16 protein-coding genes are annotated in these 17098 nt (G+C 38.5%); 9 read left to right on the top strand and 7 right to left on the bottom strand.

Annotation, left to right across the window (positions count from 1 at the left end; translation table 11 throughout):
• The first annotated feature begins 133 nt into the window (after nucleotides 1-133).
• On the top strand, nucleotides 134-1495 hold the full coding sequence (locus RCG19_RS00080; protein WP_308109197.1) for an aspartate kinase: 1362 nt from the start codon (nucleotides 134-136) through the stop codon (nucleotides 1493-1495).
• A 39-nt stretch (nucleotides 1496-1534) separates the two neighbouring features.
• Here the strand turns inward: RCG19_RS00080 and RCG19_RS00075 are convergent, their stop codons facing one another.
• Both RCG19_RS00075 and RCG19_RS00070 read right to left on the bottom strand, forming a co-directional pair.
• The gene (locus RCG19_RS00075) at nucleotides 1535-2113 is read right to left on the bottom strand and encodes a DUF2238 domain-containing protein (RefSeq protein WP_308109196.1); all 579 of its coding nucleotides are present in this window, start codon (nucleotides 2111-2113) and stop codon (nucleotides 1535-1537) included.
• Between the two features lie 16 nt (nucleotides 2114-2129).
• Nucleotides 2130-2696, bottom strand: a complete 567-nt coding sequence (locus RCG19_RS00070) for a DUF2238 domain-containing protein (protein WP_308109195.1) — start codon at nucleotides 2694-2696, stop codon at nucleotides 2130-2132.
• A 157-nt stretch (nucleotides 2697-2853) separates the two neighbouring features.
• Between RCG19_RS00070 and RCG19_RS00065 the strand changes: the two genes are divergently transcribed.
• Nucleotides 2854-3471, top strand: coding sequence for a GntR family transcriptional regulator (locus RCG19_RS00065; RefSeq protein ID WP_308109194.1), 618 nt, complete (start codon nucleotides 2854-2856; stop codon nucleotides 3469-3471).
• A gap of 57 nt (nucleotides 3472-3528) precedes the next feature.
• Here RCG19_RS00065 and RCG19_RS00060 read toward each other — a convergent pair whose 3' ends face one another.
• Both RCG19_RS00060 and RCG19_RS00055 read right to left on the bottom strand, forming a co-directional pair.
• The gene (locus RCG19_RS00060) at nucleotides 3529-5085 is read right to left on the bottom strand and encodes an ABC transporter permease/substrate-binding protein (RefSeq protein WP_308109193.1); all 1557 of its coding nucleotides are present in this window, start codon (nucleotides 5083-5085) and stop codon (nucleotides 3529-3531) included.
• Nucleotides 5085-6215 (bottom strand): ABC transporter ATP-binding protein, encoded by a 1131-nt coding sequence (locus tag RCG19_RS00055; protein ID WP_308109192.1) that lies wholly within the window; start codon nucleotides 6213-6215, stop codon nucleotides 5085-5087. The genes RCG19_RS00060 and RCG19_RS00055 overlap by 1 nt, the downstream gene beginning before the upstream one ends.
• Before the next feature lie 167 nt (nucleotides 6216-6382).
• Here RCG19_RS00055 and RCG19_RS00050 point away from each other — a divergent pair, with 167 nt between their 5' ends.
• The gene (locus RCG19_RS00050; RefSeq protein WP_242637942.1) at nucleotides 6383-7066 is read left to right on the top strand and encodes a M50 family metallopeptidase; all 684 of its coding nucleotides are present in this window, start codon (nucleotides 6383-6385) and stop codon (nucleotides 7064-7066) included.
• Between the two features lie 49 nt (nucleotides 7067-7115).
• On the opposite strand, the gene RCG19_RS00045 is transcribed toward RCG19_RS00050, so the two are convergent.
• Nucleotides 7116-8102, bottom strand: coding sequence for an NAD(P)H-dependent flavin oxidoreductase (locus RCG19_RS00045; RefSeq protein ID WP_308109191.1), 987 nt, complete (start codon nucleotides 8100-8102; stop codon nucleotides 7116-7118).
• A 265-nt stretch (nucleotides 8103-8367) separates the two neighbouring features.
• On the opposite strand from RCG19_RS00045, the gene RCG19_RS00040 reads away from it, so the two are divergent.
• From RCG19_RS00040 to RCG19_RS00030, 3 genes are all read left to right on the top strand, one after another.
• The gene (locus tag RCG19_RS00040; RefSeq protein ID WP_308109190.1) at nucleotides 8368-9618 is read left to right on the top strand and encodes a DHH family phosphoesterase; all 1251 of its coding nucleotides are present in this window, start codon (nucleotides 8368-8370) and stop codon (nucleotides 9616-9618) included.
• A gap of 441 nt (nucleotides 9619-10059) precedes the next feature.
• Nucleotides 10060-11043, top strand: coding sequence for an acyltransferase family protein (locus RCG19_RS00035; RefSeq protein WP_308109189.1), 984 nt, complete (start codon nucleotides 10060-10062; stop codon nucleotides 11041-11043).
• A gap of 170 nt (nucleotides 11044-11213) precedes the next feature.
• Complete coding sequence (locus RCG19_RS00030; RefSeq protein ID WP_308109188.1) at nucleotides 11214-11678, top strand: GreA/GreB family elongation factor; 465 nt, start codon at nucleotides 11214-11216, stop codon at nucleotides 11676-11678.
• An 89-nt stretch (nucleotides 11679-11767) separates the two neighbouring features.
• On the opposite strand, the gene RCG19_RS00025 is transcribed toward RCG19_RS00030, so the two are convergent.
• Both RCG19_RS00025 and RCG19_RS00020 read right to left on the bottom strand, forming a co-directional pair.
• Nucleotides 11768-12289 carry a MerR family transcriptional regulator gene (locus RCG19_RS00025; protein ID WP_308109187.1) on the bottom strand — a complete coding sequence of 174 codons (522 nt, stop codon included), beginning with the start codon at nucleotides 12287-12289 and terminating at the stop codon, nucleotides 11768-11770.
• A 105-nt stretch (nucleotides 12290-12394) separates the two neighbouring features.
• The gene (locus RCG19_RS00020; RefSeq protein WP_308109186.1) at nucleotides 12395-13270 is read right to left on the bottom strand and encodes a MerR family transcriptional regulator; all 876 of its coding nucleotides are present in this window, start codon (nucleotides 13268-13270) and stop codon (nucleotides 12395-12397) included.
• A 249-nt stretch (nucleotides 13271-13519) separates the two neighbouring features.
• On the opposite strand from RCG19_RS00020, the gene RCG19_RS00015 reads away from it, so the two are divergent.
• The 3 genes from RCG19_RS00015 to ltrA all read left to right on the top strand — a co-directional run bounded on the left by RCG19_RS00015 (nucleotide 13520) and on the right by ltrA (nucleotide 17006).
• Complete coding sequence (locus RCG19_RS00015) at nucleotides 13520-14344, top strand: DUF2935 domain-containing protein (RefSeq protein WP_308109185.1); 825 nt, start codon at nucleotides 13520-13522, stop codon at nucleotides 14342-14344.
• Between the two features lie 147 nt (nucleotides 14345-14491).
• Nucleotides 14492-14839, top strand: a complete 348-nt coding sequence (locus RCG19_RS00010; protein WP_166244022.1) for a hypothetical protein — start codon at nucleotides 14492-14494, stop codon at nucleotides 14837-14839.
• A 730-nt stretch (nucleotides 14840-15569) separates the two neighbouring features.
• Nucleotides 15570-17006, top strand: coding sequence for a group II intron reverse transcriptase/maturase (gene ltrA, locus RCG19_RS00005; protein ID WP_308108194.1), 1437 nt, complete (start codon nucleotides 15570-15572; stop codon nucleotides 17004-17006).
• Nucleotides 17007-17098 lie beyond the last annotated feature (92 nt).

The following is a 17098-nucleotide window of genomic DNA, read 5'->3' as shown; positions in this document are numbered from 1 at the left end:
TTTATATAATCGCTCACGATTGTCTATCTTGAGGAGACAAATGTACATATAAGGCGGAAAAAACTCTTGAATATTTTCAAAATTGTAATAAAATAAGGATTATATTTTTTAAAAGAGTAGGGGATGTCACACGATGAAGGTCACAAAATTTGGCGGTTCCTCTTTAGCATCCGGAAAACAGCTTGAAAAGGTATTTCAGATTGTTATATCTGATCCTGAAAGAAAAGTTGTCGTCGTTTCAGCTCCGGGGAAGAGATTTGCAGAAGATACAAAGGTTACCGATTTATTGATTGAATGTGCAGAGCAATGTTTAGAAAATCAATATCCTAAGGAAATGCTTGAAGCTGTTATGGAAAGATATACAGCGATAGCAGAAGAATGTAATCTTTCCGAAGAGGTGATTCAGGAAATTTACGATGATTTAGTGACCAGGCTTAACAGCAACAAACATAAACCAGATCGGTTTATCGATTTGCTTAAAGCGAGTGGTGAGGATAATAATGCAAAATTAGTGGCAGCTTATTTTCGTGAGTGGGGTGTCGACGCGACCTATGTCAACCCAAAAGAGGCAGGCCTTCTGGTTAGTGCTGAACCGGGAAATGCTCAAGCATTACCGGAAGCATATGAACGCTTATATTCATTGCATAAGCACCCAGGAATATTAATTTTTCCTGGATTCTTTGGCTATAGCGAGGAGGGGGAGGTATTCACATTTTCACGCAGCGGTTCCGATATTACCGGCTCTATCCTGGCTAATGCGCTAAAGGCAGAACTTTATGAAAATTTCACGGATGTGGATGCTGTCTATTCCGTCAATCCAACTATCGTGAAAAGGCCGAAGGAAATTAAAGAATTGACTTATCGTGAAATGCGAGAGCTTTCCTATGCTGGATTTACTGTCCTACATGATGAAGCACTTGTCCCGGCATTTAGAGCAGGAATTCCTGTCCACATTAAGAATACTAACAACCCTGCCGCACCGGGAACAAGGATTGTTAATGAACGGGATAATACGAATGGTCCTGTTATCGGGATTGCCAGTGACAAAGGGTTTTGCAGCATCTATGTAAGCAAATACTTAATGAATAGGGAAGTTGGCTTTGGACGCAAGCTGTTAGCTATATTGGAAGATAGTGGTCTTTCCTATGAACATACTCCATCGGGAATTGACGATGTGTCTGTTATTTTAAGAGAAAACCAGCTTAATGAGAAAATAGAGGCAGATATCATCAATCGGATTAAGACAGAACTACATGCGGATGAAGTGAAAATCGAACATAGCCTTGCACTCATCATGGTGGTTGGGGAAGGCATGCGTCATAATGTCGGTACGATGGCAAAAGCCTCAAAGGCATTGGCAAGGGCAAGCGTCAATATTGAGATGATTAACCAAGGATCGTCAGAGGTCAGTATGATGTTTGGTGTTAAAGAGGTGGACGAAAAGAGAGCCGTTCAGGCCATCTACGAGGAGTTTTTTGCAGCTGTAACAGTTTAATGGTTATTGAAAAAAGGTACGCTGAGGATGGCGTACCTTTTAGTTTGATTTATTCAATTTTATCTTTGTTCGAATTCCTGCCCATACGGCAATCACGAGTCCGCCCACGGTATCGGCCACTAAATCAGTCATTGTGTCCTTATTACCTCCGCCTTGTAAAGTCATCCCTAAAAATTGGTCGCAGCTAAATTCATAAATCTCCCAAATCACACCGCCAAGTGCTGCGAAGGAGAGAGTAAATAAGAAAACAAACCATGGAGAAATTTCATCACCAGCATTTCGGTGGATCAATCTTTCATATAAAGCAATGCCCGAAAAAGCAAGAATGGCACCGCTGACTAAATGCATAAATGTGTCCCACCAACCGAGTCCATACCATCCTCGGATCGACCCGAAATACTGTGAGCCAATTAAGAAGATTAAATAGGAAATGACAATCGGTAAATTGAACTGAAGTTTTGTAAAAAGGGCTAAAAGCAGGGGGATGGCGCCACAGATAATTCCTCCAATGGCTACAGTTGATTTAAAGGTTACCCCATTTTTAAAGTAATAGACTGCTAAAATGGCCATGAAAATAACATATAAGGCACTAAAAATAATAACGAGTTTCCGATTCATTGATGCCACCTCAACTTTACACTGTCTTTTTTCTTACTAATGAGTAAAAAGCTACGATGAGGCCGCCGGCTACACCGCAAAGTAGATCATACATGGTATCGGTATTTCCACCACGCTGCATCGTGTGTGTAAAGGTCAAATCGCCAACAAACTCATAAATTTCCCATAGTACACCGGCTAAAACGGCAAGTGAGAACACGAAAAGAAAGAGGATTCCTGATGAGACATCTTGGCGGACTTTTTCAGGGATCAATCGTTTGTAAAGGGATATACCAACAAAACCAATGAGCATTCCTTTGTAAAAGTGAACGGAAGAATCCCACCATGTGTAATGCAGGTAAAAGCTTGCGATTGAACCTAGATATAACGATCCAAATAAAAAAAGATAATAACCGACGATGATGGGAATGTTAAATGGATTTTGTTTCATCCTTAATAAGCAAAGCGGTAATGCGCTAACTAAGATACCGCCGAGCGCAACCTGCCATCTAGAGGCATCACCTTTGACTAAATAATAAATAAATAAGGCAGTCATGAAAATGATAAACAAAATACTTAAAATGATAATAACTTTCCGTTTCACAGTGCTCACCTCATATCGAAGGACTATTAATAATTATGCCCAAACCAGCACAAATATAAATGTATTTAGCCATTGTGCTCGCAAACTGGCATCAAAAAAGGTATAGTGAAATGATAGTTGGCATCCATATTTATAAGTATATTGGTGGAGGATTTCAATGCAAAAGGCGCAAATACCAACATATGAGCGAATTGCCATCGATTTGGCGAATAGAATATACGATGGTAAGTTTAAAGTGGGGGAAAAAATTCATGGCAGATCAACCTTGGCAAGTGAATACAAGGTTTCCCCCGAAACTGTCAGAAGAGCGATAAAGATTTTGGAAGATGTGGAGATTGTGCATTCCACAAAGGGCAGCGGGATTGTGATTTCTTCGCGGGAAAATGCGTATAAGTATATTCACCGTTTTTCCAACCTGGCGAGTATAAAGGATCTGGAGAAACAGATGGCCACACTCATTTCTGAAAGAGCCAATCTCGATGATCAGCTTTTTGACACGTTAAGAAAGATCATGGACTACTCTGGCAAGCTTCGCCATACCAATCCGTTAGCTCCGATTGAGGTGGAAATATTTCCTGGCTGTATTCATATTGGAAAAACCATTTCAGAAATGAAATTCTGGCAAAATACTGGTGGAACTGTAATTGGCATGAAGCGGAAAGGTGAGTTAATTATCTCACCGGGGCCCTATGCATTAATCCTAGAAGGCGATGTATTGTTAGTTATTGGGGATGATAAAACATATGATAGAGTCCTTCATTTTTTAGAGGATTAGGATGCAAAAGAAAAAAGCCGGTTTATCACACCGGCTTTCTTCACTATTACTATTAATTTAATCCAGCAATCCTTCTTTTTCTAAAAATTCTTTTGCAACCTTTGCTGGTGACTCTTTGAGACTGTCAACTTTATAGTTGAGCTGGCGCATTTTATCATCTGATAGCTTACCAGCTAAGGAATTAATTGCCTTCTTCAGTTCCGGATGTTCTTTCAATGTTTCTTCCTTTATGACTGGCACTGCATAATATGGAGGAAAAAAGTTTTGATCATCCTTTAAGACCTTCAATTGAAATTCTTCAAGTAGCCCGTCAGTCGAGAAAGCATCGATGACATCACTTTTATGATTTTTCAATGCAGTATAACGTAAGCCGCCATCGACGGCTTTGACATCTTTAAAAGCCAAATTATAGGTTTTTTCAAGCCCGATTAATCCATCTTCCCGGTTGGGAAATTCAATCGTCGGCCCCATAATTAAATTACCACTTACTTTAGCCAAATCTGAGATCGTATTTAACCTATATTCTTCTGCTGTGTCCTGGCGAACGGCCAGGGCATAGGTATTATTAAATCCAAGTGGTTTTAATAACTCAATCCCATATTTTTGTTTAAATTCCTTTTGCACATAATCATATACCTTATCAGGGTTACTTTCCGGCGGTTGGTTTAAAATATTAACCAAGCCTGTACCGGTATATTCTACATACATATCAACGTCGCCATTCTTAAGGGCGCCAAAAGCAACCTGGGAACCACCAAGATTTAGTTTTCTTTCTACAGGTAGATCTGTTTTGTTTTCAATTAAATCGGCCAGCATGTTTCCTAATATCATCGATTCACTAAAGTTTTTAGAGCCAATGACAATTTTTTCTTCGGCGCTGGCGATGGAATATACCTTGAAACCACCTGCGATAACGATAATGATTGAGGCGAGAGCAATCATCCATCGTTTTGTTTTCTTTCCTGACTTTTTGGCTGTTCTTCGTTTACTTGTATAAGAAAGTGAGGCTTCAAGTTTTCCGACTACAAAGTCAATGAGGAGTGCTAAGATACAGGCCGGAATGGCTCCAGCTAAAATCATATGGTTATCAACGGTTTGTACACCTGAGAAAACAAGGTAACCTAGTCCACCTGCTCCAACGAATGCAGCAATTGTCATCAACCCAACTGCTGTTACCGCTGAAATTCTGATACCCGCCATAATCATCGGGAAGGCTAGCGGCAGCTGAACCTTTCTCATGGTTTGACTCTTAGTCAGACCGATGCCTTTGGCGGCTTCCAGAATGTCCCCGTCAATATTCGTCAACCCGGTATAGGTGTTCTTGACAATAGGGAGAAGAGAATAAAGAACGACCATTACAATGGCCGGTGCACTGCCGATTCCAATAAACGGAATTAGAAATCCAAGTAAAGCCAGACTTGGTACAGCTTGAATAACGTTTGTCGTCCCAATAATTGGTTTGGCTAGCTTTTTCTCGTTCGAAATTAAGATTCCTAACGGGATTCCAATAATAATGGCAATTAATACTGAAACGATACTTAAATATAAATGTTCACCCAGTAAATTGACGATTTGCTGATAATTTGCTGTTAGATAGTTCCAAAATCCACTCATTAAAACGCCACCTCCAGGTCAATTAATTGGCTACTTAAAGCCGATAAAATGCTGCTCCTTGTTATGAGTCCTGTTAACTGCTTTGCACTATTTACAACAGGAAGATAGCCAATTTTGTGCTCATTCATAGCTGCTAACACAGAAATTAAATTAGCATCCTGTGAAACAGAGAATACATTGTGCTCCATCACCATTTCTATTGAAGTGTTTCGATTGAGCAATTGGATACTTTTTAAAGTGACAAGTCCTTTTAGGACATTCTGTTTGTCTGTAACCATTAAACTATCAACCTTATTGTCTTTCATAATTTCAATGGCTTGTAAAACAGTACGCATGGCGGTTATTTTTATAGGCTGTTGAATCATAATATCCTCCGCCAACATCAGTTCTGGATTATTCCAAACCCTTCTTTTTCCAATAAAGCCTTCAACAAAATCATTCGCAGGATTTTTGAGGATATTTTCTGGCGTGTCGTATTGGAGAATATCGCCATCTTTTAATATACAAATCTTATCAGCTATTTTAATAGCTTCGTCCATGTCATGGGTGACAAAGATAATCGTCTTATTTAATTCCTTTTGCATTTGAAATAATTCATCTTGAAGTGAACTTCTTGTTACAGGGTCAAGTGCACTGAAGGGTTCATCCATTAAGATAATATCGGAGTCTGTGGAGAAGGCTCTTGCTACACCTACTCTTTGCTGCTGTCCGCCGCTTAATTCTTTAGGAAATCTGTGTAAGTATTCCTTAGGGTCTAAGCCGACCATTTCAAGTAAATCATTTGTTTTCTTCTCAATTAGGGCAGGATCTTCACCCTTAAGTTTGGGGATTAATTCCAAGTTTTCTTTAATCGACATATGTGGAAACAATCCAGTATTTTGAATGACGTAACCAATATTTCTGCGGAGTTCAATGGGATTCATTGTGGAGATATCTGTCCCATCCACAAAAATTTTACCCGATGTCGGCTGTATTAGTTTATTGATCATTTTAAGCAATGTTGTTTTTCCACAACCACTTGGTCCAATAAAGACAACTAATTGGCCGGGATCGATTTTTAATGAAAAAGGATTAATAATGGATTTTGTTCGATATTTTTTGACAATATCTTTAAATTCTATCAAGTTCATTCCCCCTTGTAATAACTTTTGTTTGATTAGTAACAACTCAATAGTAACACACAAGTTGTTACTTTGTCGAATGACTGAGTAAATAGCCGGCGAACAATTCTTTCCAAATGCATGTCAATTATGTACAATGAATGTATAAATAAAGTCTAAATAATGAGGGGGAATGAATGTTGAGCTTTGTTCGGGACAAATTCAGTGCGAAGTTTTTCCTTTTCCTCGTGATAGCATTTTTGTTGATTCATGTTCCTATCCTCGGGAATTATGTAAAAGTTGTCAATACACTAATACATGAATCTGGGCATGCCCTGATTGCTCTTCTCGGCGGGAAGGTAGAAACCATTTCTTTATTTATGAATTCTGAAGGGGCAACTGTCAGCAGTCAGTCAACATGGATAGGCAGCTTCTTTACCAGCCTTGCTGGCTATACTTTTGCTTCTTTTATGGCGTTTCTTTCTTTTTTACTAATTGGGAGAAAAAAGGGAACGCTTTTAATTGATATTTTGTTAGCATTTATTTTTTTAAATCTAATCTTTTGGGTGAGAAATCCATATGGGGTTTTTTGGCTCTGTTCATTTGCGGCTGCTTTCCTCTTTTTATTGATCAAGGGAAGTCAAAAGGTGAGAGACAACCTATTACTCTTGATTGCTTCGATTCTATTAGTGGATTCGGTTCAAAGTGCATATGAAATCCTTTTAATAAGCGTTGGTCAGCCACAAGCGGCAGGGGATGCGTCCAATCTTGCCCAATTAACAATTCTTCCCGCATTTATCTGGGGATTATTCTTCTTTATGCAAGCACTGTGGTTCTGTTATTTTGGGTTGAAAAGAGGATATTATCGATTAGCGAAATAAATGAGCAAAAGCCAACCGTATTATCGACGACGGTTGGCTTTTATTATTGTTAATTTATTGTTAATGAAGAATCGCGATACTCTTTTGTTAGATTATCGATTATGGTTTGGACCGGGAGTATTTCCTTAATTTCAGCTACTCTGGCTCCTGCGAAAACGAGTCCATTTTCAACATCGCCATTAACCGATGTAAGCAGTGAGTCAAGTGTACAAAAACGGTAGGAACAATTTTTTAAACAATCATGACATTTGGCTATTTTCAATTTGTCTGGACCGGTAATCAAATTGGTAAAGTTATTCTTGATGGCTCTTCCTTGTAAGCCGACGGTGGTTTTAACCAATACCAGATCATCTTTACCGGCATTTACATATTTTTGTTTAAAGGCTAGTGGCGCATCACATTCTGCGCTTGCAACAAACCGTGTCCCCATTTGCACGCCTGAGGCTCCCAACGTAAGTGCTTTGGCAATATCGCTGCCAGTCATAATTCCTCCGGCTGCGATGACAGGGATGGAAACTGCTTCAACAACTTCGGGTAGGATATCGAACATGGGTCGGTCTGTCCCAAGATGTCCGCCTGCTTCAAAGCCTTCAACCACAACAGCGGCAGCACCAAGCCGTTCTGATATCCTGGCTAGCTTTGCAGAGGATACGATTGAGATAACAGGAATTCCTGCTTGTTTTCCCCATGCATACATGTCCCTTGATATTCCGGCACCGGAGATGATAAAATCAACCTTTTCCTCAAGGGCAGCTTTCATTTTTTCAGCAAAATCATTCATGGCAAATAGTACATTTACGCCAATGTAGCCTGCATTTTTTTTAACACATTCTTTAGCCCGCCTTATATGTGAGCGCATATCGTCAACTGAAATGCCTGTACCGGAAATAATCCCGATCCCCCCGGCATTAGCGACTGCTGACGCTAGTTTACTAAGTGAAATACCTACACCCATCCCGCCTTGCATAATCGGAACCTTTGGTATCATATGACCAATTTTAAGTTGTGGAAAATTCAATTTATTACCCCTTTTCACTTGTTAGTAATAGGAACTTCCAATGAATCTTACCATTTAATACATATGTTGTATGTGATCGTTATCACCAGGTCTTAAAGGTTGGCTTTATTAACATGTATAAACTTAAGTCGAAAAGGTCGATTTAATCTTTCATTTAGTATATATTTAGCGAATAGAAAGCAAATGAACTGATTTATACTAGGTCTGCTATGCTTACTCTGTATAAGAATATTTTTCAAAACCAAACTATACGTTATGGAAAGAAGATTGGATGGTGTCAGGTATGGTAAAACTTTTTACAGATATGGATTTAGATGGCCTTGGCTGCGGGCTAATTGCTAAACTAGCCTTTGGGGATAAAGCAAATGTATTTTATTGTTCCTATCGAAATTTAAACCAGAGGGTCGAGTCGTTTATTAAACATCCGGCCAATAACCAGGAAGAAACTTATATTACCGATTTAGCCGTTAATGAGTTGGTTGAGAAAAAACTGCAGGAACGGTTTCAGCGGGGCCATCATATTCAGATGATTGATCATCATGTGACGGCGATGCATTTTAATGAGTACGACTGGGGCTGGGTAATGCCAGAGTATGATAATGGCAAAAAAACATGTGCGACCTCATTGTTTTATGATTATTTGATTGAGCATGGGAAGATCGAGCGAAATCATGCACTTGAAGAATTCATTGATTTAGTCCGTCAATATGATACCTGGGAATGGGATGAAAATAATAATGTGACGGCCAAGCGGTTAAACGATTTATTTTACATAATGAACAGAGAACAGTTTGAAGAAGAGATGTTAAAGCGGTTAAAGGAAAATACCGATTCGTTTCAGTTAACGGAAACAGAAAATATGATTCTTGATATTGAAGAGCAAAAAATTAATCGTTATATCCACTCGAAAAGCAGACAGATTGTGCAAACCTTTGTGGGCGATTATTGTGTCGGTGTTGTCCATGCAGAGCAGTATTTGTCCGAGCTAGGCAATGCGTTAAATAATATTTATCCTCATATGGACATGATTGTTCTTTTGAATGTAAGTGGAAAGAAAATGGGCTTCCGAACGATCCATGATGAAGTGAATGTGGCTGAATTTGCTCAGAGATATGGTGGTGGGGGGCATCCGAAAGCTTCCGGATCTGAGTTAACAAAAGAAGGATTTGAAACCTTTATTGTCAACGTTTTCGAACAGAACCCGCTTAAACCGGATGCCGATCGGAATGAATATAATGTGAAAGAATCAGCCTTTGGAACAAGCTATCAAAACCATTTGGGGGAAAGTTCGTATATTTTACCGGCAGGGGATGGAAAATATGAACTTGTCCATAATGGGGGGAAGATTGGGCAAACGTTTTCTGCCTTCTCCGAGGCGGAACGTTTTCTTAAAAGAAATCATTCTTCTTGGCTTAGACAAGATCAAGAATTCTTATATAAGCTTTCTGGGACATTAAAGATCTCACTTGATGAATTAAGGGAAAATTACGATGAGATCATCAGTAATCATATGGTCGATATTATGCATATGTAAACGAGAGCTTGGGATGCCCCAAGCTTCTTTTTTATATAGAGTTAAGAAAGTATAAATTTCGACTTTGAGATTGTCCAGCTCCAGCGCCCTAGCGGCTGGTTTCCTTCGCTCTCCGCCCTACGATAAGTCAACATCGAATCGCCTCCGGCTCTTCGTGTTTCCTTTATCTCAGTTGGAGTGCTCCAGGCCATACGCCGCTGACCAGGGCGCTTGCGCTTTTCTTATTTAAGGTTTCCTTAAGGATAAAGTGGTAAATTTATCGCGGGTATAAGGTATTGCTATTTCAAAATTGTAATTTCTATGCAACAGAAAGTAAATTCAATTACATCTTTCTGTAATATTAATGGGTTATCATTATCTTAAAGATATATGTATCACTATTGTGCACTCCTTATATTTATTCAAGTAGTGTTTTGAATAAAAAAACAGCGGGGTGATGAAATGGCTTCAACCAAAAGGAGTAAGTTTTTCGATAATGCTAAATTTATTTTGATTTTTCTTGTTGTTTTTGGACATCTTATCAGTCCTTTAAAGGAACAGGATGGTATTCTTTTCACACTATATAGTGTAATTTTTTTATTCCATATGCCAGCGTTTATCTTAATCTCCGGATATTTTGCAAAAGGATATAAAAAGAAGGGATATTTGAAAAAGTCTGTAAAGAAGGTTTTAATCCCTTATTTGATCTTTCAAATCATCTATTCGATTTTTTATTATGTGATTGGGAACGAGGATCGTTTAACCTTTGATTTATTACATCCTCATTGGACACTTTGGTTTTTATTAAGTTTGTTTTTTTGGAATTTGCTGTTATATGGATTTGCAAGGTTAAGATGGATAGGGTTTGCAGTTGCTATTGTATTGGGGATTTTGGTTGGATATGTAGATAATGTGGGCAGTTATTTAAGTTTATCAAGAACGATTGTATTCTTTCCCTATTTTTTATTGGGGTTTCTATTAAATGGAAATCAACTTAGAAAAATAATCAGGGCAAAATATTCACTTCCCCTTGGAATGGGAATCATTATTACTATATTATTATTCTTTGGAATGGCTTTTCCAAAAGATTCTGTGCCATGGCTGTTAGCTGACAGTTCTTATGAACATATGGGAGGGATGGAGTGGTCAGATGGGCTCATTCGCGCACTCCAATATGGTGTCACATTACTCGTTGTGTTTGGATTTTTGGCGTTAATCCCATCCACCCAATATAAAATAACCAAAATTGGCGAAAGAACCCTATATGTCTATTTGTTCCATGGTTTTATTATTAAATCACTTCAAGCTTTGGTACCGGCTGATAGTTTACCGTCCATTTCAGGGAACTATCTCTTACTTGTCATCCTGTCCTTTATCATTTGTCTAATCCTAGGCAGTTACTTTATTAAAAAATATACTCGGCCACTTGTTGAGCTTACGTCTTAACTGGCCTATTAGCGACTTTTTTGTTTAGATATGGTAATATTATACTAAGATCTTCCATTCATCTGCCAGGAGAAATGGGAGGTCTCATTTTTTTATTTAGGAGGAGTTAAGGATGAATCAATTCATGGAGGTTTGCCGGGTGTTTGACCCTAGCTTGGAGGTTACGTATTATGAACCATAGAAACCAGACACGTGAATTTTATGCTCAGCAATTGGTGTACTTGGATGAAAATATCAAGGATTTAACCAATCTTTATTTATCTTCAACACCAATCCAAGAACGGATTAAACACTTTTTTAACCTGTACGTTTTAGAGGTGGAAGAATTACTATCAAAAGCGAGCAAAAAGGGTCCACCTTCAGCGTTTCCTAAAGTTTTTATCGGTACAAAGGTGACGGTACTCTTTGAGGAGGATCAAGAAACAGAAGACTTTATCATCTGCCTGCCAGAACAATCAAACCCGGATAGCGGCTTTATTTCCTTTTTATCTCCGGTTGGCAGACAACTACTTCTAAGGAAACACGGTGAGCAGCTTTCACTTAAAATACCTACCGGAGATCTCCAAGTAACAATTAGGAATATTTCCTTTGTTGGGGATTTATTTGAAATGGAAGGGCAGTATAAAGAAGCGTAAGTGCTTGTAACCATATTCATTGAAATCATTCGTAAAGACCGACTGTATCCAATACGGTCGGTCTTTATTTTGCCTTTTGTAGGAGTCTTTCAAAAGCCAAAAATGGAACTGACGAAATTTTTCCTTTTTCTTTTGACTTTGCTTGAATCCAACAGGAAAGGTTTTTCAGTTTGTATAGGATCGTTTAGCTCTTTGACCTGGTTTTGAAGTAGGTCAAGTTGTTGGGTTAATAATTTTATTTGATCCTGCAATTCCTCAATTTCACGGCGATGCTGAAGGAGTTGATAGGAAGCAACTGAATCTGCCTTGTCATTCAGTTTTATTTCCATTTCGCTCACTTTTGCGGTTAATTTTTCAAATGCTTGATCATTTTCGACTGATTTCACAGTACCTCTTCTGACACTTTTTTTCTCATTGACTGGGGTTATTTCATGCAATAAGGTTCCCTTTTGAAGTTGATCATGAATTTCTTTTAATAGATGAATATCCTCGCGGCTAAAGTGATAATGTCCCCGCTCATTTTTTTCCATTGGCAGCTCAAGCTGTTTTACCCAGCGCTGAACTGTACTAGCAGATACCCCTAATAATTTTGCTACTTCACTTGTATTCATGTCGAATCCCCCTAATGATTAAATAACCGTAATCCACGAGTGACGATATGCAAAGTAAAACGCACAAGAAATTAAAGGAGCTTTATATAATAGTAACCTTTCTGGTTAAGACCAAAATTTCCACCATTTCTTCTCTTTTGCAGCTGCGACATCACGAAAACTGGTCAACATTTGCTGAAAGGCTGCTTCTCTTTGTGTCACTTCATGTCGGTATTGATTACGCTCTTCAATAAAGAATTCACGGTCTTGTGAAATCACTTCCGAAAGATTGGAGATTTCATTATTGGTTACATCCACATATTGAGATATTTCTTCAGTGGTCTCCGATAGCTGTTTGGACAGTGAAAAGATCTCTTCAGTGGTTTCATGAGAAACATTTGCTATATTATTGGCAAGGTACTGCAAAGAATCAGCTGTGACCTCTGAAGACCTTTCAAGATTCTCCGCTAACAGATGAATTTCTGCTTTTGTGTTTTCAGTGGATTTATAAATCGAGTCGGAAATGGATTTCACTGTATAATAAGTGCCTTTTGTGATTTCCTTTTTTACTTCTTCTAAAACCTCTTTCCGGACGACACTGCGGATTTCATCCTTTACTTCACTTAAGAACGTTTTTTTATAGGATTCCATTGCTTCGAAAAAGAGCTCGGTATTTTTAAGGGTGCTTTCTTCAATTGACACAGGGGTAATCATTTCTTCAGAAACGATTTCTAAGGAGACTTCAGGCACAGGGGAGAGTTCCTCGTCAACGGGCTCCTGCCTTTTATGTAGCCATTGCCGGATCATTTCCTTGCTGACCTTTTTGTCGGCCATTTGTTTAATTTCTAACAATTGTTCAATTTCCATGTCTGTATAAATTCGCGCTCCCTGTTTGGAACGTGAAATATCAAGGAAATCAACATAATCTTTTTCCCATTGGCGAATCATTCCCGGTGGAACATTTATTTTTTTAGAAACTTCTTTTAATGTATAAGTCTTCAAACTTCATCATTCCTCTCTACTAATCTCTAGGAAATAAATCTTCTTTTCATAATTATTCACCATCTAGTAGTTGTTTTTCCTGCTCCATGACAAAAGCTCTCAAAACAAGACTGAAATCACGAAATAACAACATATTCTTGCAATATGCGCAGTTACTTTGGATTAGGGTAATCATTTTTTTCTGTTATTTTCTGTTTGTCATAACAAGATTTCTGTTTGAATGAATATGCTCTTATAAGGAGGGATGGGATGGCAACGACTATTAGTGTGTGGGAGGAGCATTTATTTTGGTTGGAAATCTTGCAGGATCATGCTATCTTCGTTCGTGATCATTTGTCGGTGGAAGAAGAAAAGGAAATCACGGCGGCTAAAAGGTTCATTCAATCATTTGGAACCGTGCTCAATCAACTTCGGCAAATGAATCCCGCATTAGGTTTCTCGTCAACTCAAATGACTGCATTTGCGAAACGGGCATATTCAGTTGCCTATGAGTATTTCCTTTTTGAAGGGCATTTGCAAAATTTACGGATTAAAAATCAGATTAACCTAAATTTATCACCAACTTACTTGAATGGTACATTAAATGAAAATCAAGAGTATTTGCGGCTTTTGTCTTACCAGGCTAATGGACAACAACCTGTGCCGCTTAAACTCGATGAACTGTTGGATTTATGGCTTGAGGATCAATTAGGGCATATTATTTTATTAAGGAATTTAATAGACCCAATAGAATTAGCGGTTGACAGGCAAACAAATGCCTATGCGCAAAAATTCCAGATGTTTATCCTTCAGAATCATCACATAAAGGGATTTTTACGATTTACCGAGCAGGGATTCCCGCGGCAAAAAGAACTGGCATTAGAAGTCGGCAGGACCGTCATTGAAATGAATTTGTATATCCGGTCTGTCGTTGAAAAGTACAATGGAGAACGAATACTTAATAAGACCACCTTAAGATTTTTAGAACATCACTTTCCGGAAACCTGCTATTTCATCAAGAAATTAGCCGAATTTGCGCCAGAGCTTCATGCAGAGAGTACAAATTGTTCATTAAGGAAACCCTCTTTTAGTTAAAAAAATAGAACTGTGCCGCCATTTCGAAAGGATTGTCACAGTTCTATTATGTTTGATAATATTCTGTAAACTGTCCGAAATCTCTATGTAATCAAACACCGTTATAATAGTGTTAATATTATCTAGACTAATAGGGCGGGTGTTTACATGGAAGAAACATTAGCAAAATCGTATTTACAAAAATCACTTGATGAGTGGAAGGACGATATTTCATTAGTCTTGACTGAAATTGCGAACGAATATGATGAAGTGGCACAGGAATTGAAAGTGTACTCCTATAAATATGGAATCACAAAACAGGTGATTCAATCGACAGTAAACGAGGAAATCATTGAAAAAATCCGTGAAATGTACCATAAGCCGTTTGAAGAAAGCTATAACCAGCTGAAGGAATACATAAAGGACCTTGAGGAAAAAAGAAGAGTTTTTCAAATGTTTATTCAAAAAATTGATGAAGTAACTAAAAAGGAAACTGCCAGGATTACCACTTACTAAGAACCTTATTCATTAGGCAAAAAAACCAATCATTTTATCAATGGGCTTCAGGCTGTCGAAAACTTTCGATAGCCTTTTATTTGTGCGACAGGCAGTCGTACCTTGTGCAGTAGAACTGCACTGAATGAGTTGTTAAAGGTTGGAGTACGTTATTGCGATAAACACGGCTCCCGAATCCTAGAAGACTCGTTTTCCCGAAGGTGAAAATCCTTCCACTAGAGTGCTGATACAACTAGTGAAGACTAATCTAGGGCATCACCGTGAGGTGATGTCTGAAGGAGATGCGGACAATCGAGAGACCCGCAGTCGGATAAGCAGACCCAAATGCAATAAGTGTGAAGCACGGCGGCAGGGTAAGTTGGCGACTATGCGAATATAATGGGAAGCCCACTATAACATTAGTGGTCTCTATACCAATGAATCAGCCGGATAGAGGCAATTTATCAAGTGATGGTGCTGGGTATGTTTAGAAGGAAGGTGCGATGACCCCGTGAGGTCTCCATTCCAACCCAAAGGGACATCTACCTATAAGGGTAATCCGAAATGCTAGATGTGAATGGAGAAGTCAGACGTTCTCATAGTACGGAAGTAGTGTATGGACTAAACCATGCATGAACGGAAGGGGAACGACCTTGTGGCTCCACATCTGTAAAGATGTGTAATGTTAACAGAAAACGATACCTCGGTATAAACGAACTGAATGTACACAATGAAGGGTGCGGAATATGTAATGAATCATACGTTAAAATTCAAATGGCATAGTATTTATGGACAAATACTTTTCGACAGAAGGCTAAAAGCTGCTTGGGAAAAGGTAGAAGCCAACAACGGGTCAGGTGGTATTGATGGCGAAACAATTGACAGCTATAGATATCACTTAGATGAAAATCTGGACTCGCTTCTACAGAGACTGAGAAATAAAGAGTATAAGCCGTCACCAGTAAGAAGACATTATATTCCTAAGAAAAATGGCAAAAAGCGACCCTTAGGCATTCCGAATATTGAAGATAGAATTGTCCAACAGGCAATAGTAAATGTACTTCAGCCGAAATTCGAAAGGGATATCTTTCACAAATGGTCATGTGGATACAGACCAAATGTTGGTGCAGAACGTGTCCTGCAAATAATCATGGCGAATATCGAACAAGGATATAATTACATCTTCGATGCAGATATTAAAGGCTTTTTCGATAATATCCCACATAAGAAGCTGATGAGAGTATTAAATAAATACATCGCAGATGGTACAGTGTTAGATATGATTTGGTTGTGGCTAAAAGCTGGTTATATGGAAGAAGGTAAATTTCACTCAACAGATACCGGCACTCCGCAAGGAGGGGTTATTTCTCCGTTACTAGCGAACGTATATTTAAATGAACTTGATTGGATCTGGGCTGAAAACAATATTCGTTTTGTAAGATTCGCCGATGACTTTTTGTTATTCGCAAAAACCAAAGAAGACATAAAGAGAGCGGCAGATATTACGAAAAGGAAATTAGCCGAACTTGGGTTGGAACTTGCAACGGAGAAAACAAAATTTGTAAACTTCGATGATGATGACTTTGACTTTATGGGATTCACTTTCGAACACTGGAGAAAACGCAAGAAGGATGGTAAGCCATACTATATAGCTAAACCGAAAGAATCAACTTGGAATGATTTTCGCCAGAAAATCAAAGTCAAGACGAAGAAAACACTCACTCTGAGTAAGGAAAAGTGGATTGAGTATGTTAACCCAGTGATTCGAGGAAAAGTAAACTATTTTCTCAATATTTATAAAGCAATTAAGGCAAATGAAGAACACGGATTTAACAGTTCATGCTTCTTTAAAGCATTTGGGAAAGAACTACTTGCGATAGATGGCTATATTCGACAAAGGTTAAGAGTAGCCATGATTCACAAACACCCTAGCCAAAGAAAAGGTCATGCGATGAAAACAAAATGGAATAATGAGTTCTTTGCTATTATTGGACTTATCCCTTCATACTGGTATTACTACCACAAGATATATGGCTTTTCTCTAGAAAGTTACATTCTTCGAATGAAAGAAAAGCAAAAGAAAGAACAGGAAAGACGAATCCTAAAGGCAAAAGAAAAGGGTCAAGAGTATTATACTCCTGACCGTGTCCGCAAAATGAAATATGCTCAAAGATTGGCAACGTATTGACCATTTGTAACACATTGGTAAGCCGTATGCCTTAATAGGGCACGTACGGTTTGATAAGGGGGAAGCCTCGAAAGAGGTTTCCCTACTTTATT

The sequence above is a fragment of the Neobacillus sp. OS1-2 genome (genome assembly GCF_030915505.1).
Classification (GTDB): Bacteria; Bacillota; Bacilli; order Bacillales; family Cytobacillaceae; genus Neobacillus.
Note: the sequence above shows the minus strand (reverse complement) of the source record. Positions and strands in the feature narration are given on the sequence as shown.

Bases quoted from the DNA above. Each gene is read 5' to 3' on its own strand.
- RCG19_RS00080 (WP_308109197.1), top strand. From the start codon at position 134: ATGAAGGTCACAAAATTTGGCGGTTCCTCTTTAGCATCCGGAAAACAG.
- RCG19_RS00075 (WP_308109196.1), bottom strand. From the start codon at position 2,113: ATGAATCGGAAACTCGTTATTATTTTTAGTGCCTTATATGTTATTTTC.
- RCG19_RS00065 (WP_308109194.1), top strand. From the start codon at position 2,854: ATGCAAAAGGCGCAAATACCAACATATGAGCGAATTGCCATCGATTTG.
- RCG19_RS00060 (WP_308109193.1), bottom strand. From the start codon at position 5,085: ATGAGTGGATTTTGGAACTATCTAACAGCAAATTATCAGCAAATCGTC.
- RCG19_RS00055 (WP_308109192.1), bottom strand. From the start codon at position 6,215: ATGAACTTGATAGAATTTAAAGATATTGTCAAAAAATATCGAACAAAA.
- RCG19_RS00050 (WP_242637942.1), top strand. From the start codon at position 6,383: ATGTTGAGCTTTGTTCGGGACAAATTCAGTGCGAAGTTTTTCCTTTTC.
- RCG19_RS00040 (WP_308109190.1), top strand. From the start codon at position 8,368: ATGGTAAAACTTTTTACAGATATGGATTTAGATGGCCTTGGCTGCGGG.
- RCG19_RS00035 (WP_308109189.1), top strand. From the start codon at position 10,060: ATGGCTTCAACCAAAAGGAGTAAGTTTTTCGATAATGCTAAATTTATT.
- RCG19_RS00030 (WP_308109188.1), top strand. From the start codon at position 11,214: ATGAACCATAGAAACCAGACACGTGAATTTTATGCTCAGCAATTGGTG.
- RCG19_RS00025 (WP_308109187.1), bottom strand. From the start codon at position 12,289: ATGAATACAAGTGAAGTAGCAAAATTATTAGGGGTATCTGCTAGTACA.
- RCG19_RS00015 (WP_308109185.1), top strand. From the start codon at position 13,520: ATGGCAACGACTATTAGTGTGTGGGAGGAGCATTTATTTTGGTTGGAA.
- RCG19_RS00010 (WP_166244022.1), top strand. From the start codon at position 14,492: ATGGAAGAAACATTAGCAAAATCGTATTTACAAAAATCACTTGATGAG.
- ltrA (WP_308108194.1), top strand. From the start codon at position 15,570: ATGAATCATACGTTAAAATTCAAATGGCATAGTATTTATGGACAAATA.